We start from the raw sequence: 22,946 nt of genomic DNA, 5'->3' as shown, positions 1-22,946 counted from the left end.
GCTATGCTCCTCTCTGGCGCATGAGCTGCCGGCTGATGATATGGCGCTGTATTTCCGAGGTGCCTTCCCAGATTCGCTCGACGCGCGCATCACGGTAGATTCGCTCCAGCGGCAGATCGGCCATCACGCCCATGCCGCCGCAGGTCTGGATCGCCTGGTCCGCGACGCGACCCAGCATCTCCGAGCACCAGACTTTCGCCATGGCGCAGTCCTCAGCCACGCTCGGCAGGTGCTGGTCCACCCGCCACGCGGTGTTCATCAGGAGAATGTCGCCGAGACGAATATGGATCGCCATGTCGGCCAACGGAAAGCTGATGCCCTGGAACTTGCCGATCGGCTGGCCGAACTGCTTGCGCTGTGCGGCAAAATCAACTGCGACCTCGAAAGCCCGCTCGGCACGCGCTTGGCAGACGGCCGCAACGGTCAGGCGCCCCGGCCCGAGCCAGTCCTTGACGATCTTGAAGCCTTCGCCCTCGGCACCGACCATCTGCCACCCGCCAACCCGCACGTCATCGAAGCGCAGAATGTTGTTGTAGTAACCCCGGTGGCCCATGTGATCGTATCCCTTGGCCACTTCCAGCCCCAGGGTATCAAGGTCGATGAGGAAGCAGGAGATCCTCTTCCGCGCGCCGGCGGGCGTCTCCTCCTCGCCCGTCGCGGCGAATAAAATCACGATATCGGAGATCTGGGCATTCGAGATGAAGTGCTTGGTGCCATTGATGATCCAGTCGGACCCGTCCTTGACAGCGCGGGTCTTCATCCCCTTGAGATCGGACCCGGCATCAGGCTCCGTCATCGCTATGCATTCGCGCTTCTCACCCCGCATGACAGGCTCGAGGAATTGCGCGACCTGCTGGCCCTCGCACGCAGCCAGGATGTTGTTCGGCCGCCGGACGCATTCCGCCAATGCCAAAGAGGCGCGCGACAAGCCTTTCTCCACGAGGGTGAAGGAAACGCAGTCGAGACCAGCACCGCCCACGCTTTCGGGCATGTTGCAGGCATGCAAGCCCAGCTCCATCGCCTTGCGGCGAATGTCCATCTCCAGCTCGCGGGGCAGCTCGTTCGTTGTCTCGAGGACATGCTCGTGCGGGATGAGCTCCTTCTCGCAGAACTTCCGTGCGGTATCGGAGAGCAGCTGTTGCTCGTCAGTCAGCTTGAAGTCCATCAGTCCAGGCCTTTGTATTGGGCGTTGGCATGCATCAATGCGGCACGAGACCCTTCTCCGCGGCCATCTTGCTGAACTCAGCATTTCCCGGAGCCGGCTGGGCGCCCATGATCGCCACTTGCTCGAGGTAATAGTTCGTTCCAGTGCTCAGCCCCTCCACCTCGTAGACGCGGTTCAGGTACATCTTGTGAATGACCGGGCAGAACCCGCGGCCATCGCCACGTACAACGATCACGTTGACTTCGTCATCGCTGTCCGCACCGACCCTAGCTCGGCTACTAGGCGAACAAGCATCGCGTTGACGGCCGGTTCAGTATCTTCCAGCAGACATTCCGCGTCCATCTCATCGAGCAGATGTTTGCACTCAGTCGTTTCAGGTGAAATGTTCTGCATCGTCTCTCCCTTTGCGTCAGGCGACGCGTTCCTCGCGTCTGGCCAGCTTCAGAACCGCGTCCACGGCGAGCGCGCCCCTGCGTCCAACCAGGATTGGGTTGATCTCGACCTCCTCGGCACCCTCAGCGAGGGCGAAGCCTGCCAGCGCCCCAAGCGTGTCGAGGAGCGCCTCGCGGTCACCTGAGGGTCTACCCCGCCATCCCCTGATGCGCTGAGCAACCTTGAGACGGTCCAAGGCACGCGATATCTCGGCGCGGAGAAAGGGTGCGGCCAAAAGCGTGCTGTCGTTCCACAGCTCAGCCTCAAGACCACCGCCGGCGATCATTAGAATATGACCGACCGACCAATCGAAAGAGACGGAGGCCATCACCTCGGCAACAACGTCGGGCGCCATTGCCTCGACGAGCATGGCAGCGAGCGGAATGTCCGGCACCAGGCGCTTCATGTCGGCTCGCATGGCGTCGACTGCCTCGCGTACCTCCTGGGGCGAGGTAAGACCGATCCGCACCGCACCCGCCTCGGTCTTGTGCTGAAGCCTCGCATCGAGCGCCTTCAACGCGACTGGAAAGCCGATCTCTGACGCAGCCTCATGGGCCCTATCAGGGGCTGTCACGCGCAAAGTGGGTACGTTCACGCCGGCCGCCGCCAACATACGTTTCGCCGCCGCCTCGTCATGGCTGACGCCGGGCTTCGGTCTCGCGGCTTCGACGTTTGCCAGCCGCTCCACTCCAGCGTCCATAAGCTCATCGCGACGCTCGCGCCACCATACGGCGTGAGAGAGCGCCTTCATGCATTCTTCAAGGCCCTGCATGGCGGCCAGCCCGAGGCTTTGTGTATGTTCGCGCGCGTGGGCAGGGAAGCAGTCGACCATAGGAGCGAGCTGCATGGCCGCCACGCCGCGACCTGCGCAGGCCCCAGCCAATGCCTCTACCTGCGCCGCGTATTCGCTGACGTCCCACATGCCCTCACGCGGGTAGTTCTGGACCATCAGCGCGACATCGTAGCCCTCGTCGAGCAGGGCCGAGTAGATCGCCGTCTGACGCTCCTTATCGTTCCATGCGCCCATGGTGACGTCTTGCGGATTGCAGGGCGTAGCCATGAGCGGCAGGACCTCGCGCAGGTGCACCACACGTTCGCCTGTCGGCTGGGGCAGCTCGAATCCTGCCGCGCTCAAGTGGTCCGCCAACATTACGCCGAGGACGCCGGAAACTGCTGTAACTAGAACCCGACGACCTTTCGGCATCTGCCCAGAGGAAATCAGCTTCAGCGTCTCGAAGAATTCAGACTCTGAGGCCGTCGATATGATTCCGAGCCGGTCGAAGAGCGCTTCCCAAGCTGCCCCGCGCCCCGTCATTGACGCCGTGTGGGTTGCCGCGGCATGCGCGCCGGATTCGGTTTTTCCGAACTTTATTGCCACGATGGGCTTGCCCAATTGTAAGGATTTTACAGCAGCACGTCGTAGGACGGCGATATCGAGAAGGCCCTCGAACGACAGGCCTATCGCTGTCACACGGGGATCGTCGAGAAGGTAGTCGACGCAGGATTCCATACCCGTCAAGGCCTGGTTGCCGCCACCCACTAAGTGGGTGATTGGGAGGCCCCGATCCGAGAATACGGCATCGCATAGAAGGCCTCCGCCCTGGCTGACCACGGCAACGCCCTTCTCCACACGATGGATTCCGAAGTGATCCATTATCGCGGCCATCGGGTCGACGAAGTTTACCAAACCGACGGCGTTAGGTCCGAGCATCGGCATTTCGCCCGCCGCAGCCATCAACCGCGCCTGCAGGTCACCGCCGATCTTGCCGGTTTCCGCAAACCCAGCAGCGTTGCATACCACGGCCTTGCAGCCTTTTGCGCGAAGCTCCGCGATCGCCTCTATGGTTGCCTCGCGCCGGATTGCAACAAAGGCGAGGTCCGGGGCTCCGGGCAGATGCTCGATGGAGGGAATGCAAGGGTAGCCCTGAAGCGTGTCATACTTCGGGCTGACAACCCATGTCGGGCCGTCGAAGCCGAGGTCGCGATGATACTTCAATGCGGGGTTTAGATTGCTTCCGCCGACAAAGGCGATTGATTTGGGACGGAAAAACGGTTCAAGAGGGTGCGTCATCAGGGTCCCGACTGGCGTATCTTGAATCGAGAATACCAATATGCTCATCTATAGGGATGACACCAACAAACGAATAACTGGCACCAGAGAATGAGGTCTGTGACGATCGTAATCGGAGAGGGCTTCCCCCTTCTTTCACTGGCGTTGGTCACTGAGCCCTTGCGACTTGCAAATCGAGAGAGCTTGCGGCCAGTCTTCCGCTGGCGCATTCTTAGCGTTGATGGGAACTCACCGAAATCGTCCTCGGGACATGCACTGGAGGTAAGCGGAGGTTTGGACGAGGAACCAACCGACGCGGTGATCCTCCTGGCCTCTTATGCTCCGGACAGGATGAAAACGGATGCGTTTCTGAGTTGGCTACGGCGTCGCGCGCGATCGGGTTGCCTGATGGGATGCGTTGATACAGGGGCCCTCCTCTTTGCAGAAGCGGGTTTGCTCGACCGTCGTCCGGCAGCGGTGCATCACGAGGCGGTCGTGGCTTTCCGAGAGAGCCGCGGGGAGGCATTTTTCAGCGATCGTCTGTTCAATATGGACGAAGACCGGTGTTCCAGTGCGGGTGGGGTGGTGACGATGGACATGACTCTTGCTTTGATCTCACACTTCGAGGACAAACGACTGGCGCGACGCGTTGCAGAGATCCTCAATTATCGTCCGCTGGAATCGGATCGGGCCGACGGGTCCTTTGGCATTGACTGGTCCATCCCGCGCATTGATCGCACTCTCGCGAAGGCCATTGAAATCATGCTGGCTAACATGGAGACGCCCCTGCCCATCGGAGACATCGCGAACCGCCTGGAATGGCCCGTATGGAAGCTCCGGCGCCTGTTCATTCGCCATCTTGGAAAGTCACCGCAGGCCTACTATCTCGAGCTCCGTCTCGACCGGGCGCGCAACCTTCTTCGGAACTCGCAAGAAATGATTGGCAAGATCGCGCTTATGTGCGGATTTCCTGCGAGCGAGAGCTTAAGCCGCGCCTACCGCCGCCGCTTCCATCTCGCCCCCAGCCATGACAGGTCACTATAAGGCTCGGCTGCGAAGGCGCTAGCTGCAGACAGTACCGGAACCGTGCACTTTCGACTGTGAGCGACGCGCCGTCTGCGATAGTCGGTTCGCAGTGCTCGGGCGGGTGCTGCCCTCTAAGTCGGGCGGCGGCCCCTGAGATGGCAGGGGATGAGGGCGCCGGATTCGAGTGCTGCCTGGCGGCCCTTGGCGCTGGCGAGACGGCTCTCGGCCATCTCCATGCCGACGACCGCTGCAAGCTTCTGGCGCACCGGTCCCTCAAGCAGCGCTACCTCGTTCCGGTTAGCTTCCAGCAGTTCATGGCGGCGATCCGTGACCTTAGGTTCAGTGAAACCCGCGTCGCTGAGCGCCTGGAGGGCGTCGGCGGGATGCGTGAAGGCAAATTTCAGTTGCAGGTTCGAGAGCCAAGCAAGAACTACTGCGTTCTCGGCTGCGCCCTCGGACCAAAACCAATCCCCGGCAACGAACCAACCACCAGGCTTCAACACACGCAGGAGCTCCGCATAGACCTCCGCTTTGTTGGCGATGTGTAACAGTGCATCTTTGGAGAAGACCACGTCGAAGCTGGCATTTGCAAACGGGAGTTGCCCCGGTGTGACCAGTTGAAAGGTGACGCATTCGGCGAGCCCCTTCTTCGCCGCTAGATCACGGGCGGATTCGATCAGCTGCGGCTCGACATCGATGCCGACAACCGCGGCTGCGCCGTGCTGGACCACCAGCAGCACGTCGACACCCCCAAGGCCTGAACCGATATCGAGCACGCGGCGGCCGCAAAGGTCGATGCCCTCCAGCATCTGCGCGACCTCCTCCGGCCCGCCTGGCGAAAGAATGCCCTCTCCCCATACGAATTCGAGGGCATCAGTCAACTCTTTGGGATATTGCATCGTTCGCTCTCCAGTGGCCAGAAGACTTGGGATGATTGTCCTGCGGCGGCTTTCCTCAGCAACTTGGTAGCTGGGTGGTATACATTAATTAATATCTCTGAAAATTAAACCTCGAAAATTGTCCTGAATTGAGACCTGCGCTCGCGAAAAACTCCATCAGTTTGTGCGTTATTGAAAGACAGAGACATACGGATCATTTCTTTTGGATCATACACCAGTGAAGCGGCGTCAGAGGGAGATAATTTGACGCCCAGTTGCACGACTGCTGCGAGAAGGGCGCAAGAGGGATTTCCTACGCTGATCTATAAGACTCCATATCAGACATTGACGACGATGTTGCCAACGTGGCGCTTCTCCATGAAAGCCTGCTGCGCCTTTGCAAGGTCCGGCAGCGCATACTCTGCTGCAACTAGAGGCCGCAGGAAGCCACGTTCAATCAGGTCGACCAATCGCCTTGCCGTCCCCGGGGGCACAATCGTCGCGCCGGTCAGTTGAAGGTCTTTGTAGATGAGTTGCCTGAGGTCAAAATCGACCATCGGTCCCGAGATGGCGCCAGAGGTCGAATATCGGCCACCTTGCCGCAAAGCACCGACGAGATGGTGGAAGGTACGGCCCCCGACTACGTCGAGCGCGACGTGGACTTCACCGTCAGCGGCCGCTCGGATTGCCTCGGACATTTCCGGCGTCTCGCGATCGAGGACAGTGTCGGCGCCAAGCTCTCTCAAAACGCTCGATTTGGACGGGGATGCAATAGCAATGATGCGCGCACCACGCAGTCGGCATAACTGGATCGCAGCAGTTCCCACGCCCCCCGAGGCGCCGGCGATTACAACGGTTTCTCCCGGCCGCAGGCCCGTGCGCGCCACCAGATTCTCGGCCGTGGCGTAGGCGCAAGGGAACGTTGCGAGTTCGGCGTCGGACAAATTGCAATCAATACGAAGCGCGTTTTGGGAATGTACAGTCGTGAATTCGGAGAACCCGCCGTTACATTCGGATCCGAAGTAGATAGTACTTGAAGTATTCATCCAGTCTGCCGAACCGAGAAGCCATGGATCCACAATGACCCTTTCGCCGATCCGAGTGGAACTCACCCCATCACCGACCGCGGCGATCCTGCCCGCCACGTCGGAACCTTGAATAAGTGGGAATCTTATCGCGGCGCCTCCCCAGCTGCCTGTGTCGAACTGCGCCTCGGCAAATCCGGCGCTTCCAGCAGCGGGCGTAATGCCGTCAGTGACACTCTTGGAATACCAGGCCGTGCGCGTGTTGATGTCTGCGTTGTTCAGACCGCATGCGCCGACCTCGACGAGCACTTCCCCGGGACGCGGCGTCGGAACGGGCCAATCTTCACGATACGCAAGCTTGTCCAGACCGCCGTGACCAGTCAGGATAACCGCGCGCATCGCCTTCTTCTGGCTCATAATCGCTCCTCCAGGTGTGAGATTGTCGATACGGCTCGCCTAGACTCCGATTTCCGGCGGCAACTCCATGCGACGGAGGCGGATTGGCATGGCAAAGCCGTTAATGGATGACTAGCGACCGAATAGAGGCGGTGGTGGTGGCCTACCCAACTCGCCAGAGGGTGTCTGGTCGCGCCGTCCATTGTTCGATTGAGCATCCAGCGCCTTGTGGCTCTCGCGGGACTGCGGGACGATTAGCCTCTGATAGCGATTTCCTGCCGACGTGGAGCCTTGTCCATGAATCGTCGAGCTTGAGAAACCGAAGGACCTATTGCAATTCTCGTGCCCGTCCAGCTCCATTCCTTGTTTTCCAGATTGAGTCAAAGTTTCGCAGCATCACTTCTGCGACACTGAAGGACTGCCGCCCCTGCCGCGAAGTCAGGCGAGCATCCACGTCCGGATAGATAAAAAACGGTAGCGAAATCCGGTCAGTCGATCCACTATGCACGACTTGGTGAGGGGTGCTCTTGAATCTATCATCGCTCAACGCTTGAAGCATGTCGCCCAGATTGACAACGAGACTGTCGGGCAAGCTTGGCGCCGGCGCCCAGCGACCCCGGAACCACACCTGCAAAGAGCGCGTGGAAAGTTCCTCCTGCAGCAGCAGCGTGAAAAACCCGTTGTCGGTATGCTTTCCGGCCGTGCCGCCAGTAGACGGATACCGGATCACGCGTTGCAGGACTGTCGGCGGGTTGAAATGGCGTTGGAACCAGCCTTCTTCCATTCCGAGCAGGTCGGCCAGAGCCATTCCGAGCTGCGGCACAACCTTGTGGACCATGGTATCCTGCAAAGCAAGCAGGCTTCGTGCGAAACTAGGAGCCAACGCGTCATCCGGAAGGCGTGTGCGACCGGCAAACGGACGCCGGTCGCCTTCATTCTCGATTCCGAGGTCGAACATTTCCTTGGGATCGGGGCCAGCCTCGGGATGTAGCACCTCGCCGTGCAACGGACTATATCCACGGGCGGTAGCAGGGTACACGTCTTGTGCGGCGTGACCGAAACGTTCCTTTGTCGACTGTGGCAGCGCGAAGAACCGCCGGGAAGCCTGGATCGCCTCTGCGATCTGTTCTTTCGGGATTCCGTGTTCAAGATAGAAGAACCCGTACTCCTCACAGGCCAGGCGTAGGCGCTCGCGCTCTTCGTGTTGGGTCGCATCGGCTGCTAGTTTTGTTAGTGAGATTTGAGGTAGTGTGGTCATAGCTTCTGCTCCATTTCTGCGCAGGCCCTATCGGGCACTTTGAAAACCCAGTAATGCGCGCCCTCCTCCGCAATGTATTTGCCGTCGTTTAGACACTGTGTCGTCACAAGCACGCCCGCATCCTGCAGAATCCGCACCTCATCTTCAAAGGATGTCGTCTCGGCATAGCTCTTGCGGGTGCTTGCGATGATGAATCCGTTGGGGCGCGTGACGCGAGCCAGTTCGCGCAGGGCACCCGGTCGGACGTGACCGAGCGTGAAAACGCCGCAGCAGACCGTAATATCGTAGGTCCCACTGGAGTAGTCGGAGAGCGGCCCGTTAAGGTCGACATCATCTCGGACATGGCGGTAGACGCGGGTTTTCCGAGCCTGTTCGGCCATCTCCTCGGAGAGGTCGAAGCCGTCGAGCAACTGGAAGCCAAGGCGCTTCAACTGCACGCCGACGAGGCCCGTTCCGCAACCAGCATCCAGGATTGCGACGGTAGTTCGCTCATTGGCTAAATACGCTGTCTGCACGGCACCCGCCAATTCCGCAACGACCATCGGCCCGCAGTATTGGTCGCGGCCGACATCCAACTCGTAGGAACTGGCCCATCCGCGGTAGAAGTGGGTCAACCGATCGACATCGCCGTCGAGGGCATGGGAATCCTTGATGCGTTTTCGTGCGGCGTGCTCCAATGCGGTCCTTTGCTCGAGTTCCATTACAATTCCTCCGTTTAGGGGCAGATGAGATGCGGTATCCTCGTCAGCGGCGGCGCAATGGCACTGACTAGATCTGCAGGCTGCTCGTTGCTGTATTGCTGAGCATGGCTATCCGACCATGCGGAGGCGCCTACGCTCCAGGTGACAACGTCGTAAATCAGGGCATCGTTCAGGCCCATGCCGCGCCCAAGATCAAACGCCTCGTGAAGGATCAGGCGATTTACGTGGGTGAGCTCGCCGACCAACGACTTGAGCAAACGTATCTGGACGTCACTAAGTGGGACGTCATCGAGCGGAAACACATGCTCACGCTTCGGTTTGATCCGTCCGATGGGATCCGTGAGGAATTCTCGGTCTGGCGGATAAGCTGCGTCGGAACCGTACTTGGATGGTGCGCGATAGCCCGGCACTTGCAGTCGAACGCCGCAGACCACCTCCGCCAACTCGACGACTCGCAGATGGCTGTCGTATCGTTCGAACTTCCGTCCCGCCTTGCTATACCGCTCTTCGACCGCGCGCCCGATCCCCAATCCCACGCCGAGTTCGTCGGCCAACTGGAGGGTCAAGCCCATATCCTTAACCGTGATCTCCAGAGTGCAAGAGCGATCGTAGCTGCCATCCAAGAGAAACGGGACGAACTGCTCGACTGCAACCGAGTTTGCGGACGAGGCGACAAAACTGCGCCACGCCTGCTGGGCTGGAACGCTCTCTTGCACGCCTCGGCAGAGCGCGTGGCCGCTCGCAACGGCTGCAGTGTAAAAGAGCAGGTTCGTCAGCAATTTGACTGATTGGCCCTGACCAATATCTCCGACGTGGAAGGAAACCGCCCCCATGGTTTCCAATGCCGCCTGGCAACGCCTATAGACGCCCGATGGCCCGCCGACAAAGAAGCTGACATTGGCGAAATCGACGCCCATGTGGGACAAGTTGCTCACCGGCGCTTCTATCGAATGCACGCCAATTGCTGCCGCTATACGGGCGATCTCAAGAGTGTTGTGGTAGTCGGTGGTGGACGTGTCGATCCAAACGCTTCCCGACGGCATTCCGGCCAAAGCGCCTTGCTCGCCCGTCATGTTGTCAAAGACGTCACGCGGCAGGGGCAGACAGGTTATGAGAATGTCGCAATCGCGGGCCGCGTCGCGCGGTGTGTCATGCCACCTGGCTCCCTTTTCCAGCACGTCTCTCGCAGCCGCAGGATCGATGTCGTAGACTTCTACGAGATATCCGGCTTCCAGGAGTTTCGCGATCATCGGTCGCCCCATGCTGCCCGTACCAATGAATCCGATCCGGTTGGCTTTGTGTAAACGAGCGACAGGCACGGCGCTTTCCTCCAGAACATACCGCAAACATCGAGACTTACTTTCGCAAGAATCTCCAGTCTTATATCCGAACTAAAGATCTAAATGACATTACTGAGGACAACCTGCCGTGATCAAGTTACATTTATATTAATTTCAGTTAACTTATCTTAAATTAGGAAACAATTAATGAAGACAACTTGGACGCATTCGTTAAAATCAATACACAATTACAGAAACCAAACAGAGGCGAGCACCCACACCGACTATGACCGAGCGACATGCACGGACGGGAGCCAGGCCGGTTTGTTAGCAAGGCGCCATTTCGTCGGAGGGTTCATAGTACCTCTTATGTCACCTGAAGACTGATACCGGCGCGCCCAGTGCGGCGAGGTTCGGCTCCACGCCAAGCCCCGGCGCCGTCGGCGGAGTAGCAAAACCGACAACATTCCTTGCTCCCTGGCCATGAACTGGGTCGACTGCAAGGTGATGTTGGCAGAGCCAGCTGGCCAACCTGTTTGCGGCAGGCGTCGATGACGCGAGATGGACTGCTGCAGTATCGGCCAACGCCGAACCTCCAACATCTTCAATGTGCATCTGCCAACCCACAGAGAGACCGAAATCCCGGAGCTGCCGAGCTTTGGTCAGACCGCCCACTCGGTTGGGCTTCACCTTAACGCCCGCAAAGGCGTTCAAGCGCCAAGCCTGCAGGTGGTCCTCGAAAGTATGAAGGCACTCGTCGAGCATGATCGGCTGCCTTACCCGTCGAGCAACCTGAGCGCATTGCTGCAGCGTTTCGCAAGGCTGCTCGATCCAACCCCGCACGGACACTTTGTTCAACACCTGGATTGCCACCCCCGGCAACCAAGCCCTGTTCACATCATACGTAACCTTCTCGTCCGGTTTGAGTGCCAGCTCAATGGCTTCAATACGTGCGATATCCGTGATCGGGTCACTACCTCCCACTTTGGCGGAGTGTGAACGATAGCCCTCCGAATATTCACCTCTTATGAGTGCGATCATCTCGTCGGTTGTGCCGGTGGAAATCGAAGAGTTAACTGCGACCGGATCTGCATCAGTTCCCCCGAGCAATCGCCATAGGGGCATCCCCGTGACTTTCCCCAAGATGTCCCAGCAGGCCACATCAATGGCTGACTTCACATAAAGATGACCGGGAAGCGCTATATCCATGGTCCGATTGATCGCATCAAGCGATCTCGGGTCCTGTCCCAGCAATGTGTGCGCTACTGTCGCTATGCCCGCCCTGACCCCTGGACCGTGGGCGGGTAGATAGTTGTTACCCCAAGGGCAGCCTTCCCCCCAACCAGATACTCCGGCATCGGTATCAACTCGAACAAAGGTACTGTCCAGTGATTCGAACTTCAGGCGCCCACCGGACAGCAGGTACGGCCTTTTGAGTGGGAGATCGAGTTGCCAGGTCGTAATAGCGATGATCTTCACAGTACTGCGCCCTTCTATCTAGTGTCTTTTCTCGCTACGAGGAATCCCCGTGCAGACTAGCTCGCGCTTCGATAACCAGAATTTCCACTTCGCTCAATTTTCAACCAAGTCCTTCGTATCGCTCTTGAATATTATTCAAAGCAGCTTTGAGGCCTTTCTCAATCGTCATCTTGGTAAACTCTACGTACTCAGGAACCGGTTGGATCCCTAAAATTGCAACAAGCTCGAGGTAATAGTCTGTGGCGCTCTTGAGTCCTTGCATCTCATAAACGCGATTAAGATACATCTTGTGCATCCGTTGAATTTCGCGCGGCATTCGCGCCATGAGCGTTGCCTTCCGGCAAGTGGCTTCATGAAGTTCCTCAGGGGCCACAACCTCGGTTGCTAGACCCAGTTCCTTGGCCTCGCTGCCGGAAACCTCACGGCCAGTCAGCAATAGATCCTTCGCTACTTTCATGTTCACGAGCCAAGGCATAAACATGCAATGGCTGGCGATCCCGTAGCGAACCTGGCCGTAGCCCATTCGGGTGTCCGAACTGACAATGGATTCATCACAAAACAGTGAAAGCTCAAACCCCTTTCCGATGGCGTACTTATGAACGGACGCTATGACCGGCTTGCTAATCACCCATGGCGTGGTGAACTCCTCGAACTGGCGAATATATTTGAGGCGATATTCGTACATGGACGAGCGATCTTCGGACGTGTCCTCTTCGAGATCATGCCCTGCGCAGAATCCGCGGCCAGCACCGCGGATCACGATTACGTTCACATTGTCATCATGATCAGCGCGAATTAGCCCCGCCCTAAGCTCAGCGAGCAGGCGCTCGTTCATAGCGTTGATTGTATCAGGCCGGTTCAGCGTCAGCCAACAGACCTGTTCCATGTCGACCTCATAAATGAGATGCTTGTACTCCGTGGTCTCAGGTGCGATCTTGTCCATCATTTTATCATTTTCTTCCGTAAAATCGGATTGGTATTTGGCCGCGACCCAGACTGGCTGCCGAATTCTCCGTGGAGGAGTGATTTTCATGCCAATTTAGCGCTGTTCCATTCTTGCACGGCCGGCCTTTTCGCCGGGAAGCCTCACAGGACCTCGATCCGGGGCTAAAATCCACGGACCGGTGATTACCCGGTGAGTTTTGCTTGCCGTCAGCGCGAAAGATGAGGGTGGGCCGACTTCACCACCGATGAAACGCTGATCGCCCGTAGTCTCGGTGTTGGAACGCATCACGCGACAGTTCGCGAAGCGTGATTGGGGATTCGTGTCGGGACGATCGAAAATAGCGGTCAGAGAGTCGCGGTCGCTCTCGAACTGAATTCCACCGAACTGCACCGAGGTCCCGGCTGACTGGGTAGCGGGCAGGTAGGGGCTCGCTTGCCTTCTACATCTTTGCGCCAAAGATAGGGATCTTCGTTGGGTCTTCAGCGCTAAGTGAAAATCGAATGTGCTCATCTGGGATATCTGAAGAGCGATGTCGACTGGGAAAACAGGCACAACATTCTCCTTCGGTTCGGGAATGATCATCTGTGGCCAGATGCTCGGCGAGCCTAATCACGGGATCATTTTTATCTCAGTCTGTCGCTTTTGCGGATAGCGCTGCATGTGTCGTGCCAGATGAGACAATCATTTCAGAACAATGAGATAACTCTTATGGAGCTGAATCTCAGTTCCGACATTGTCGAGGATCCGACGCGACGGATCCGCTTTAGTAGCGTCTAATCGATGTTCTGTGCGAGGCTCGGAGGAAACTGGATTTGCATCGGCAGGGCCCATCGGTGTCGGCGATCGCCAGGGAGAGCGGGATCGACCGCAAGACGGTGCGCAAATACATTGAGCGCGGGCTCGAGGCTCCGGCCTACGGACCGCGCAAGCCGCGTCAGGCGGTGATCGATCCCTTCACGGCCTATCTTCGCGAACGCGTCACGCGATATCCCGGACTCACCGGCAGCCGGCTTTTCCGGGAACTGAAGGACCTCGGCTATGGCGGCGGCTACACGGCCGTCACCGACTTCCTGCGCGACGTCCGTCCTGCCGCGGCGGAGCGTGGATACGAGGTTCGCTTCGAGACCCCGCCCGGCGAGCAGTCGCAGGTCGACTTCGCCCAGTTCAATGTCGTCTTTACCGATGAGCCGACCACGCCGAGAATCGTCTGGCTATTCTCCATGGTGCTTGGCTTCAGTCGCCTTATCTGGGCACGCTTCGTCGTCCACCAGGATCTGCCGACTGTCTTGCGCTGCCATGCTGGGGCCTTCGAGGCGCTGGGCGGCGCTCCTCGCGAAGTGCTTTACGATCGTATGAAGACGGCTGTGATCGGCGAAGGCGATACCGGCGGCATCGTCTACAACCGTGCCCTCGTCGATCTTGCCCGCCACTATGGTTTCCATCCCAAGGCGTGTCGGCCTTACCGCGCCAAAACGAAAGGCAAGGTCGAGCGACCGTTCCGTTACATTCGCGAGGACTTCTTCCTGGCCCGATCCTTTCGCAATCTCGAGGACCTGAACGTGCAGTTGCGCCACTGGCTGGACACGGTCGCAAACCCGAGAGTTCACGCCACCACAAGGCGTGTCGTCAACGAAGCTTTCGCCGAGGAGCGGGCAGCGCTGCGGCCGCTGCCTTTGGCTCCGTTCCGATCGGTCCTGAAGCTCGAGCCACGCATCAGCCGGGAGGGCATGGTCAGCGTCGGCGGCAATTTCTACAGCGTGCCCGACGCCACCAGGCGCCGTGTCGTCGAGGTACACACGCTGGCCGAAGAGGTTCGCATCTTCGAGGACGGCGCGCTGATTGCCACCCATCCCATTCTCGAAGGCCGGCATCAGCGTCATGTCGAGCCGGGTCATCGCAACATCCACGTCCACAAGCGCCGACAAAGACTGAGGAACGACGAGGTCATTCTTCATGGCTCGGGCGACAGGGTCGCTCAGCGCCCGTTGGCCTTCTACGATGCCGTCGCCCGGGTGATGGCGAAGGAGCAGCGTCCATGACGAACGCGCTCGATACCACGCCATCCACGATCGACCGAATCCGCCACGACCTCGTCGGCCTGAAGATGCCGCGTGCGCTCGAAGCACTCGATCATGTCGTGCGCCGGCTCGAGCAAGGCGAGATCGCCGCCATCGAAGCCATGGACATCCTCCTCTCGGAGGAGTTGACCCTCCGCGAGAACAGCCGGATCAAGACGGCACTGCGCATGGGGCGCCTGGCCACGATCAAGACGCTCGCCGGCTTCGACTTCTCTTTCCAGCCCTCGCTCGACCGCGATAGAATCTTCACGCTCGCCCAACTCGGCTTCGTCGCCCGCTGCGAGGTCGTCCACTTCCTGCGCATTTCGCAAAAACGGGACAGTCGTTCCGCTAAATCGCGGACAGCAGTTTCACTAAGTCGCGGACAGCTGGATGTGGTCGGCCTTCGGGTGCCTGGTTGAAGTCATTTGCGATTGATTTCGCCATTTTCGGCGCCGGTCAAGAGCGGCGGTGCTTTTTGCTTTCTCATGCTGTCGCCTTCGAGGGTGAGGCGATGGGCGTTGTGGATGATCCGGTCGAGAATGGCGTCGGCGATTGTCGGCTCGCCGATCATGGCATGCCACTGGGCGATGGGCAGTTGCGCGGTGATCAGCGTCGATTTCCGGCGATAGCGTTCCTCGAAGATTTCCAGCAGGTCGAGACGCTGCTGGTCGGTCAGGCTGTGGGTGCCCCAGTCGTCAGGAATCACTGTCCCGCAATTACTGAAATCGCTGTCCGCGAATTAGCGGAATGGGTGTCCGCGAATATCTGAAACACGCACACTTCCTCGGCCCAACCGATCCCACGACATAATGCACACCTCGCTATGTTATTGAAAAAGCTGGATCTGCTGATCCTGTGATTGTGATAATGGACTGTGTCCGCTCCTGCCGGAATGGTGCTGGATATCGAGTTGCTCGATATCTTCATGACGGATGATCCAGGGCGTACCCTTGCAATACTGCTCGGCCTTCAGATCGCCGGCGCGGATCATGCGCAGCACGGTCATTGGCCGCAGGCCGAGCTTCGCAGCCGTTTCCTGCAATGTATACTCGCCCCGCTCCGACCGTTCGATGTCGTGCTGGTTGCGGAAAGTGCAGACGCGGGACTGCGTCCATCCGTTCAGACGACCCGTGGTTTTGCCGAGCCGGTTGAGAAGCGATGCGATCGCTCTATCCGGCAATTGGCGTGCCAGGGCACGGATCAGGTCCTCGATGTCCGGCGGGGCGCCCCAACGGTGATGGCCTGCCTTGTTCTTCCTGACTGAAAGCGCGGTATGGTCGCCGCCCTGCCAATGAACCAGCATTTTTGATGTGGTCGTCTTCGATGGCGACGACAATCTCGCGGATCATAGCGCAGGAAGGTGCGCACCACCCCGCACATCGCTTTGCCGCTGTCGGCGGAGCCATCGAGAGCATGTCGCTCGACATAGCCGATGACGATCTCCGGGGTGAGCGCTGCAAACCCATCTGCGCCAGCCGGACAGACCTCCTGCAGAAATCGGTGTGAGAGCAGCTTGTGACTTTCCACCGTCGAGGCGGCGAGCCCTCTCTCACTCGTGAGGTAAGCCGCGAACACATCAACAATCCGCTCGTGCTCCGTGCGCTCAATCGGAAGGGCGGCTGGTATCAAGCCTTCTGCCGTAACGCGGCAAGCCAAGCGCCGGAGCGCAGCGCGGTCGCCCGAATCGATGCTCCAGTGTTTGGAACGGTGCTCAAGAAACCGCTCGACATGATCTTCGTTTAAATCTTGGAGATCGTGCCCGTTGCCGAGATGCCAGTCTCTCAGCTCACGAAATAGGCTTAGCGATCGCCATGTGCATTGCTGACCGAAGCCTTCATCCGACAATCTGCCCGCATAAACGCGTGCAAACTCGCCATACGGACCGTGGATCAGCTTCCGAAACAGTGTGCTGCGTTGCAGGTAGTCACTTGCATTCATGTGTCCTCTCCTTCGCGTCAATTGCGACGGAGAGAGCCTAAGCTATGCCGATTCAGCTACCGCTACGTTGAGGAAAGTGTTGGTAAAAACTTGCTCACTCGGCATAGTTTGGCGGTCGGCATAAACCGCCAAGCTCAACGGCGTCGACCCGTATGCCTACCTCGCCGACGTCATCGCCCGCATCGTCGCCGGCCACCCGCAAAACCAGCTCGATGACCTGCTGCCCTGGGCCTACGCCCGCACGCCACTCAAGGCCGTGGCCTAAGAACAGCGGTTACCCTTCGTCTACGACGGCGCCATGAACGGGGTCGTGTTTCTCGCCTATGTCAAGCAGGTGCTGGCGCCAACCCTGGCGCCACGCGACGTCGTCGTCATGGACAATTTGCCGGCGCACAAGTCCGGGGGCGTGCGCGAGGCGATCGAAGCCGCCGGTGCAAGGCTGATGTTCCTCCCGCCCTACAGCCCCGACTTCAACCCCATCGAAAACGCCTTCGCAAAGCCCAAGGCGCTCCTGCGGGCGAGGGCCGAGCGGACAATCGCGGCCCTATGGGACACCGTCGGCGCGCTCGTCGACCTTTTTACGCCAACATAATGCGCAAACTACTTCAAGGTGACCTGCCACTGAGTTGTCATCCAGCCGCGCTTAGAGCCTCATCCGGTTCTGTTACGCCGTAGGGCGCAGGTTGTGCAACCGGCGTAGACGCGTAGCCTTCGATCTGCGCAGCGTCGGAGCCGGTCTCAGATGGAGGAAAAACTCAGTGGCAGGGCAAAGGCCGCAGGCTATGAACCGGATTAAACCGGACGTGCTCTAGCACGCTCCTGGAACGGGACGAGGCTATGTCCATTTCAAGCCAATAATCTGACGTTGTGCAGTTTTTCGACTTATTCGTGCACTCGTCACTGCGGCGAGCGAGGATGAGCTTGCCCCTACGGCGAGGAAGACCCAGGACTTGCGCAGACTGTTTAGGCCACCTTTCGCTCGCAGAAATCACTAAGTTGACATCTGCAATTATCCCCCGCGCAAGCAAGGAAACTCATCATGCGCTCTCTAAAGCATCGAACGGCGCATTTGCCTCGGCCAACGCCGCTTTCAGGCCCTTCGTCTGTGTTGTGTCACTGAAGCGTTGGTATTCAGGTACCGGCTGCGTACCGAGCATGGCAAGTACTTCGAGGTAATCCTTGTTCGCTTTCCAAAAGCCCATCGTTTCGTAGACACGATTAAGGTAGCTTTTGTGCATCTTTTGCATGTCGCGCGGCATAAGAGCCATGCGCCTCGCAACCTTTGTTGTGACGGCATCAAGCTCTTCGCGTTTGCAGACGCGTGTAATCAAGCCACGAGCTTTGGCCTCCGAAGCTGAAACATCTAGACCCAATAACATCATTTCCTTTGCGGACTTTGTGCCGGTAACCCAAGGCATCATGAGCGTGATTGCGGGAATCCCGTACCGCGACTCCCCGAGGCCCATCTTCACCTCTTCCGATGCAATTGTGATGTCGGCCATCATGGCCATTTCGAAACCCTTGCCGATACAGTACCCATGAGCGGAAACAATGACTGGGGTCGTTATTTTCCAGATTGTGGTGAATTCTTCGAATTCTGCTCTGTAATGCTCGTAATACGCATATATCTCACGTGGCTCACTTGCGTCTTGCTTGAGATCATGCCCCGAGCAGAACGCACGTCCTGCACCTTTCATGACGATGACATTTACCGCCTGATTTCTATCCGCCGCATGGAGTGCGTTGGAAATTTCCGTACACAGCCTGGAATTCACTGCGTTCAGAACCTCAGGCCGGTTCAAGGTGATTGTGCAGATTTTATCTTGCACGTCATAAAGCAGGTGATCGTAGTCCATTTTCTTCCCCTATTCGGTGACGCCTTGGAATTTTAATGTCTTGTATTCAAGTGCCGAGATTCCGATTTCACTCAAGATCTCCTCTGAGTTCCCGCCTGGGCGAAACGGCGCGCTACGAATTCTGCCCGGCGTCGCTGACAGCTTCGGCGCAATTCCTACCTGCTGAAATCCAAAGTGCCGGGGAATCATTTCCCGCTCTTTCAGTTGCGGATGCGCTGCCACTTCCTCGAGCGACAGGACCGGCGTGACGCAAGCGTCCAGGTCGGAAAACTGCTGAACCCATGTATCGCGCGGCTTGGAAGCAAAGATACCGGCGAGGATGATGGCCAACTCAGACCATCGAATTCGGTCATTCAGCAAATCCAATAAATCCGGGCGACCAAGCCCATCAAACAGGGAGCGTGAAAAATTCGCTTCAAGCGCTCCGATTGTAAGCCACTTGCCATCCTGGCAACTATACGCACGATAATGGGGCAGCTTTCCTAGAAAAGTATTGCGCCAAGAGCCCGAATTATGCCCCCCTCCTATTGCCGTACTGAAAAGATCGGCCATGAGGTAGATCACCGAGTCGGTGCAGTTAGCGTCGACATATTGTCCGTCACCAGTTTTCATGCGGTGAATGAGCGCAAGCAAAACGCCAATCACTGCACTCATCGAGGCGCCACCATTATCTGAAAGTATGTTTTGTGGATTGATTGGCGTTTCGTCAGGGCCGCGAATCATGTCAAGGGCGCCAGTCATCGCAAGATAGTTTATGTCATGCCCGGCCGCATTCTTCATCGGCCCGCTTTGCCCATAGCCGGTAACAGAACAATAGATGAGGCCTGGATTTATCTTTTTTAACTCATCATAGTCAAGTCCCAATTTTGCTAACTTTCCTGGGCGAAATTCTTCTAATAGAACGTCGGCTTTACGCGCCAATTGGCGGAATATTTCTCGACCACGCTCGTCTTTCAAGTTTAATGCAAGCGAACGTTTGTTGCGATTGACCGCGTCGTACGGCTGGAAACGCAACGCGATATAGGGATCATCAACGATATCACCGCCATAGGTCTCGCCAAAATTACCAACGTTGGGGCGGGTAATATGAATCACTTCGGCGCCGAAATCAGCAAGCAACATACTTGCCAATGGCCCCGGAGAATTCATCGATAGGTCGAGAACCAGACATTTCTCAAGAGGCATAGTCATTGCCTGCAGGCCATTCTTAGCACGGCGTCAGCCGCAACTGCGCCTTTGCCTGGTGGTCGCAGTATCAGCGGATTGATCTCGAGCACATCCAGACTGTCGCGCCTCGAAACGGCAAAGTCAGCCAGCATCTCAATAGCATCGAGCGCGCCGTCAATGTCGGCACGCGGCTGTCCGCGCCAACCGTCAAGCAAAGGAAACAGCTTTAGAGAGCGCAGAGCAGCGGCGACTGCGGAACGCGGACTGGGAAGCAGGATGGTCACGGCGTCTTGTCGTAATTCAACTGCAGTTCCGCCAATCGCCATAGTCATTGCCAATCCAATACTCGGCACATTCCTGATCCCGACCATTATCTCGCCAATTCCATCAATCACCATTTCTTCCACTAGAAACGAGTCGATCGCTACATCCGGACAAGTTCGCTTCGTTTTGATTTCCATGGCAGCGATTGCTTGACGAAGGTGGTCGACATTGGCTATGCCCAGAGTAACTGCCCCATACTCCGTCTTGTGCACAATTTCAGTCGACACCGCTTTCAATGCGAGCGGGAAGGCAAGTTTCGCGCAATTTTGCAGATCGTGTTTGCCCACCACACGTCCGGTGGGAGTCACAATACCGGCCGCCGTCAATATTGTCTTTGCCTGCGCTTCATCAAAGCAGCGAGCGTGGGCGCTGATCTCTCTGCTGTGGTCAAGTTCGGGCAGGAGAATGTACTCGGCTCCCGGCAATCTGAGCCGTGCCGCCTTTTTGGCGTAGCTAGCAACCGCACCTATCGCCCTCATCCCGTGATCAAGTCCCATAAGAGGGACCATTCCGTTTTCGATCATCAATTTTCGCGCATCAACCGGTAAGTCTTCCGGCATGGTGTTGACGAACGCACATGGCAGACCGCAGGTTTTTGCCGCGCGGGCAAATGCAATTGAACAGCTGTACCAACCTGCCGGGTCCCAGCCTCCGACCGGGGGGAAACTCATCACAAGTACCGCGAGATCGAAAACGCTGCTGGCGAAGAAAGTGCGGAAGGTATTTTCAACCGCATCAATGGCTTCAAACTGCCCACCTGAAATATCGAGCGGGTTGTTCGGAAGAACGTAATGCGGAAGTTGAGGCCGCATTAGATCCGCGGCGTCATCATCGATTGGCGGCAATGAAAGTCCGGCGGCTTCTGCCGCATCGCCGCCAAGCACCGCATAAGAGCCGGATGATGTCGCGAGTGCAGTGCGGATGCCGGTTGGCCGGTCAGAGAGAACTAGCATCTTTAGTGTTTCTATCGCCTCGAGTTGGTTTGTGACTTCAATGAAGCCAAAGCGTTCAAAGAGCGCCGAGGCTATTGTCGCATCTCCAGATAGCGATGCAGTATGGGTTTGGGCAGCCCGCCCCCCCGCCGAGGAGGCTCCGCCCTTGACAACGACGACTGGCACGTTTTGATGAATTGCCTTCAACGCCGCTCGGCTGAGCCCTGCAACGTCGCGAAAGCTTTCAATATACAGATTGATAGCTTTGACCCGTGGATCCTCGAGCAACGCATCCATCAAATCGGCGATTGTCAGATCGGCTTGGTTACCGACACCGACGAGATAGCCAACAGGCAAAGATCGCCGTGCGCAACCCAAATCCGATAGATAGGCACCGCCATTTGAGATAACGGCTACCCCCTCCTGCACACCGACATGATCACCGAAATGATCCTGCATGAAGACAGATTTGTCAAAGAAGTTAGCAAATCCCGGTCCATTCGGCCCAAGTAGAAGCATGGATCCTGTGGCAGCAATCAGTGCATTCTGACGCTTTTCGCCGTCTTCGCGCATTTCGGAAAAGCCCGCGCTGTTGCACACCGCGCCTATGACCCCGAATGACGCAAGCGCACCCACCGTTTCGACGACAGCCTCTTTGGGGACGGCGATGAAAGCGAGGTCGGGAATTTCGGGCAAATCCGCGATCGAGGCGTGACAGTCGATATTCGCTATAGCATCGCGCCAGGGGTTAACGATATAAATCCGCCCTGAAAAACCATTGCGTCGCGCATAGTCGATTGACGTGGAGATATTTGAACCCCCTACGAAAACTACGCTGCCAGGCGCAAGTATCCGTGACAGGCGCTGGGGCCGAGTTAATGACGGCAGTTTGATTGTCCCGTCGTCCATAGTGCCTAGCCTTCTTCAACTTCGTCATTCGTCGCGAACGTGCGACATGGTAGCGCGGCACTTGTGATATGAGCAGGCAGGAGACATCATGAATTTGACCAAAAAAAACATTGAAAGGCTGTGCACTCTTTCAGTGGCATTCTAATTGCAAAGAATACTTTCGGCCCGAGCGAGCCGATGTCTCGGCTCCAAGCGGGGGACCGGCCTAGATGGGCGGGCCGCCAAGCCGGCGGCTCACTTCGCTACGGCGCTTGAGTAGTGCGCTCCGCTCGCGGCTTGCTTAGCGGCAAGGCATTGAACGAAGCTCCTGCTGGCTGCGAGACCTGGGGCCGCTTCGCCAGCGACTATGGTCACCAAATTGCGCTCTCTGAATTTGAATGATCCGAGAAAGAGCGGGAAATGCCGCCACGTGAGTGGCTCATGGCCAATGCCCCTTTGGCGCCCATCCGGCCGGGCCATGACGGCATAACGGTCAAGCGCCGCCCGACACGGAAATTCTGAACGTCCCGGTGGCAGACTCATCTCGCCGCGGAGCGCCTCCCCTGCAGAAAGATGTCACCCAGTTCCCCTTGCGCCTGCTCGCAAACGTAGCGCGCACCTTGACGCAGAAGCGCACGAGCTGCAGCCGCCATGTTCGACAAGCTGCGCCTGAGCCTCATTCGAGCCTGGCGAGGCGTTCCGGTTCGACTGGTCGGCGGACTCGGCGGTTCTCGGCGGAGAGCGCACCAAGCTTCGGGTGGCGCACTTCAAGCTCAGCTACAGCCGGGCCTTCATCGTCCGGGCCTATCCGCTGCAAACGCACGAGATGCTGTTGCCCACAACCATGCCTTCCGGGTTCTGGGGGCGTACCCCGGCGCGGATCTACGATAATATGCCCACGGTCGACAGGATCGGCCGCAGCAAGGATCACCAGGTCAATGCTCGCTTCTCGGCGGCCAGCCACTATCTGTTCGAGGCCGAGTTCTGCAATCCAGCCTCGGGCTGGGAGAAGGGCCAGGTCGAGAAGAACGTTCAGGATTCCCGCCACCGACTACGGCAACCGATCCCGCACTTCCCATCGCTGGCGCAGCGTTGCTGGGAACTGTGGCAACAGATTCCTGGCCTGCTGCCGGTTTTTCGGACAC

Annotated in this window: 19 protein-coding genes and 5 pseudogenes; 6 read left to right on the top strand and 18 right to left on the bottom strand. The window is 57.9% G+C overall.

Translation table 11 applies throughout. The annotated features are described in order from the left end of the window. Position 1 precedes the first annotated feature (1 nt). From NKJ80_RS27920 to NKJ80_RS27905, 4 genes are read right to left on the bottom strand one after another with little or no spacing between them, the layout of a single operon-like run. Positions 2–1,165 (bottom strand): acyl-CoA dehydrogenase family protein, encoded by a 1,164-nt coding sequence (locus NKJ80_RS27920; RefSeq protein ID WP_352498728.1) that lies wholly within the window; start codon positions 1,163–1,165, stop codon positions 2–4. Positions 1,166–1,199: 34 nt separating this feature from the next. Next, positions 1,200–1,400 carry a hypothetical protein gene (locus NKJ80_RS27915; protein WP_352498727.1) on the bottom strand — a complete coding sequence of 67 codons (201 nt, stop codon included), beginning with the start codon at positions 1,398–1,400 and terminating at the stop codon, positions 1,200–1,202. Continuing rightward, a complete protein-coding gene (locus NKJ80_RS27910) occupies positions 1,397–1,558 on the bottom strand; it encodes a hypothetical protein (RefSeq protein ID WP_352498726.1) in 162 nt (53 codons plus the stop codon). The genes NKJ80_RS27915 and NKJ80_RS27910 overlap by 4 nt, the downstream gene beginning before the upstream one ends. 16 nt (positions 1,559–1,574) lie before the next feature. Continuing rightward, the gene (locus NKJ80_RS27905; protein WP_352498725.1) at positions 1,575–3,716 is read right to left on the bottom strand and encodes an acetate--CoA ligase family protein; all 2,142 of its coding nucleotides are present in this window, start codon (positions 3,714–3,716) and stop codon (positions 1,575–1,577) included. A gap of 225 nt (positions 3,717–3,941) precedes the next feature. Between NKJ80_RS27905 and NKJ80_RS27900 the strand changes: the two genes are divergently transcribed. After that, a complete protein-coding gene (locus tag NKJ80_RS27900; RefSeq protein WP_352498724.1) occupies positions 3,942–4,691 on the top strand; it encodes a GlxA family transcriptional regulator in 750 nt (249 codons plus the stop codon). Between the two features lie 113 nt (positions 4,692–4,804). Here the strand turns inward: NKJ80_RS27900 and NKJ80_RS27895 are convergent, their stop codons facing one another. The 8 genes from NKJ80_RS27895 to NKJ80_RS27860 all read right to left on the bottom strand — a co-directional run bounded on the left by NKJ80_RS27895 (position 4,805) and on the right by NKJ80_RS27860 (position 13,218). Next, positions 4,805–5,572: a class I SAM-dependent methyltransferase gene (locus tag NKJ80_RS27895; RefSeq protein ID WP_352498723.1), complete on the bottom strand. Its 768-nt coding sequence runs from the start codon at positions 5,570–5,572 to the stop codon at positions 4,805–4,807. A gap of 317 nt (positions 5,573–5,889) precedes the next feature. Further along, entirely contained in the window at positions 5,890–6,993 is a 1,104-nt protein-coding gene (locus NKJ80_RS27890) for an alcohol dehydrogenase family protein (protein WP_352498722.1), read from the bottom strand. Between the two features lie 307 nt (positions 6,994–7,300). Beyond that, positions 7,301–8,230, bottom strand: coding sequence for a 2-oxoglutarate and iron-dependent oxygenase domain-containing protein (locus NKJ80_RS27885; RefSeq protein WP_352498721.1), 930 nt, complete (start codon positions 8,228–8,230; stop codon positions 7,301–7,303). Next, positions 8,227–8,931, bottom strand: a complete 705-nt coding sequence (locus NKJ80_RS27880) for a class I SAM-dependent DNA methyltransferase (RefSeq protein WP_352498720.1) — start codon at positions 8,929–8,931, stop codon at positions 8,227–8,229. Before NKJ80_RS27880 ends, NKJ80_RS27885 begins: the two co-directional genes overlap by 4 nt. Positions 8,932–8,945: 14 nt before the next feature. Continuing rightward, positions 8,946–10,250, bottom strand: coding sequence for an NAD(P)-dependent oxidoreductase (locus NKJ80_RS27875; RefSeq protein WP_352498719.1), 1,305 nt, complete (start codon positions 10,248–10,250; stop codon positions 8,946–8,948). A 333-nt stretch (positions 10,251–10,583) separates the two neighbouring features. Beyond that, a complete protein-coding gene (locus NKJ80_RS27870; RefSeq protein ID WP_352498718.1) occupies positions 10,584–11,690 on the bottom strand; it encodes a mandelate racemase/muconate lactonizing enzyme family protein in 1,107 nt (368 codons plus the stop codon). Positions 11,691–11,790: 100 nt separating this feature from the next. Then, positions 11,791–12,636, bottom strand: a complete 846-nt coding sequence (locus NKJ80_RS27865; protein WP_352498717.1) for an enoyl-CoA hydratase/isomerase family protein — start codon at positions 12,634–12,636, stop codon at positions 11,791–11,793. 93 nt (positions 12,637–12,729) lie between these two features. Beyond that, complete coding sequence (locus tag NKJ80_RS27860; protein WP_352498716.1) at positions 12,730–13,218, bottom strand: hypothetical protein; 489 nt, start codon at positions 13,216–13,218, stop codon at positions 12,730–12,732. Between the two features lie 194 nt (positions 13,219–13,412). Here NKJ80_RS27860 and istA point away from each other — a divergent pair, with 194 nt between their 5' ends. Next, the gene (istA, locus tag NKJ80_RS27855) at positions 13,413–14,675 is read left to right on the top strand and encodes an IS21 family transposase (RefSeq protein ID WP_352498742.1); all 1,263 of its coding nucleotides are present in this window, start codon (positions 13,413–13,415) and stop codon (positions 14,673–14,675) included. Next, a pseudogene (locus tag NKJ80_RS27850) lies at positions 14,672–15,013 on the top strand (ATP-binding protein); the annotation flags it as partial. The gene istA and the pseudogene NKJ80_RS27850, both read left to right, overlap by 4 nt. Positions 15,014–15,117: 104 nt before the next feature. Here NKJ80_RS27850 and NKJ80_RS27845 read toward each other — a convergent pair. From NKJ80_RS27845 to NKJ80_RS27835, 3 genes and pseudogenes are all read right to left on the bottom strand, one after another. Then, positions 15,118–15,402, bottom strand: a pseudogene (locus NKJ80_RS27845) (ATP-binding protein); the annotation flags it as partial. Between the two features lie 120 nt (positions 15,403–15,522). Continuing rightward, a complete protein-coding gene (locus tag NKJ80_RS27840) occupies positions 15,523–15,876 on the bottom strand; it encodes a helix-turn-helix domain-containing protein (protein WP_352498715.1) in 354 nt (117 codons plus the stop codon). A 20-nt stretch (positions 15,877–15,896) separates the two neighbouring features. Further along, positions 15,897–16,634 (bottom strand): site-specific integrase, encoded by a 738-nt coding sequence (locus NKJ80_RS27835; RefSeq protein ID WP_352498714.1) that lies wholly within the window; start codon positions 16,632–16,634, stop codon positions 15,897–15,899. Positions 16,635–16,770: 136 nt separating this feature from the next. Here NKJ80_RS27835 and NKJ80_RS27830 point away from each other — a divergent pair. After that, positions 16,771–16,899, top strand: a pseudogene (locus NKJ80_RS27830) (transposase domain-containing protein); the annotation flags it as partial. 12 nt (positions 16,900–16,911) lie between these two features. Further along, positions 16,912–17,226, top strand: a pseudogene (locus NKJ80_RS27825) (transposase); the annotation flags it as partial. Between the two features lie 445 nt (positions 17,227–17,671). Here NKJ80_RS27825 and NKJ80_RS27820 read toward each other — a convergent pair. The 3 genes from NKJ80_RS27820 to NKJ80_RS27810 are packed head-to-tail and all read right to left on the bottom strand — an operon-like array spanning position 17,672 to position 21,822. After that, on the bottom strand, positions 17,672–18,490 hold the full coding sequence (locus NKJ80_RS27820; protein WP_352498713.1) for an enoyl-CoA hydratase/isomerase family protein: 819 nt from the start codon (positions 18,488–18,490) through the stop codon (positions 17,672–17,674). Between the two features lie 9 nt (positions 18,491–18,499). Further along, positions 18,500–19,675 (bottom strand): CaiB/BaiF CoA transferase family protein, encoded by a 1,176-nt coding sequence (locus tag NKJ80_RS27815; protein ID WP_352498712.1) that lies wholly within the window; start codon positions 19,673–19,675, stop codon positions 18,500–18,502. 2 nt (positions 19,676–19,677) lie between these two features. After that, complete coding sequence (locus NKJ80_RS27810; RefSeq protein WP_352498711.1) at positions 19,678–21,822, bottom strand: acetate--CoA ligase family protein; 2,145 nt, start codon at positions 21,820–21,822, stop codon at positions 19,678–19,680. A 658-nt stretch (positions 21,823–22,480) separates the two neighbouring features. Here NKJ80_RS27810 and NKJ80_RS27805 point away from each other — a divergent pair. Next, a pseudogene (locus NKJ80_RS27805) lies at positions 22,481–22,933 on the top strand (IS21 family transposase); the annotation flags it as partial. Between the last annotated feature and the right edge of the window lie 13 nt (positions 22,934–22,946).

Origin of the sequence: Mesorhizobium sp. M0030, from assembly GCF_040323695.1 — a bacterium.
Classification (GTDB): domain Bacteria; phylum Pseudomonadota; class Alphaproteobacteria; order Rhizobiales; family Rhizobiaceae; genus Mesorhizobium.
Note: the sequence above shows the minus strand (reverse complement) of the source record. Positions and strands in the feature narration are given on the sequence as shown.

Bases quoted from the DNA above. Each gene is read 5' to 3' on its own strand.
- NKJ80_RS27920 (WP_352498728.1), bottom strand. From the start codon at position 1,165: ATGGACTTCAAGCTGACTGACGAGCAACAGCTGCTCTCCGATACCGCA.
- NKJ80_RS27910 (WP_352498726.1), bottom strand. From the start codon at position 1,558: ATGCAGAACATTTCACCTGAAACGACTGAGTGCAAACATCTGCTCGAT.
- NKJ80_RS27905 (WP_352498725.1), bottom strand. From the start codon at position 3,716: ATGAGCATATTGGTATTCTCGATTCAAGATACGCCAGTCGGGACCCTG.
- NKJ80_RS27895 (WP_352498723.1), bottom strand. From the start codon at position 5,572: ATGCAATATCCCAAAGAGTTGACTGATGCCCTCGAATTCGTATGGGGA.
- NKJ80_RS27890 (WP_352498722.1), bottom strand. From the start codon at position 6,993: ATGAGCCAGAAGAAGGCGATGCGCGCGGTTATCCTGACTGGTCACGGC.
- NKJ80_RS27885 (WP_352498721.1), bottom strand. From the start codon at position 8,230: ATGACCACACTACCTCAAATCTCACTAACAAAACTAGCAGCCGATGCG.
- NKJ80_RS27880 (WP_352498720.1), bottom strand. From the start codon at position 8,931: ATGGAACTCGAGCAAAGGACCGCATTGGAGCACGCCGCACGAAAACGC.
- NKJ80_RS27865 (WP_352498717.1), bottom strand. From the start codon at position 12,636: ATGATGGACAAGATCGCACCTGAGACCACGGAGTACAAGCATCTCATT.
- NKJ80_RS27860 (WP_352498716.1), bottom strand. From the start codon at position 13,218: ATGATCATTCCCGAACCGAAGGAGAATGTTGTGCCTGTTTTCCCAGTC.
- NKJ80_RS27835 (WP_352498714.1), bottom strand. From the start codon at position 16,634: ATGAATGCAAGTGACTACCTGCAACGCAGCACACTGTTTCGGAAGCTG.
- NKJ80_RS27820 (WP_352498713.1), bottom strand. From the start codon at position 18,490: ATGGACTACGATCACCTGCTTTATGACGTGCAAGATAAAATCTGCACA.
- NKJ80_RS27815 (WP_352498712.1), bottom strand. From the start codon at position 19,675: ATGCCTCTTGAGAAATGTCTGGTTCTCGACCTATCGATGAATTCTCCG.
- NKJ80_RS27810 (WP_352498711.1), bottom strand. From the start codon at position 21,822: ATGGACGACGGGACAATCAAACTGCCGTCATTAACTCGGCCCCAGCGC.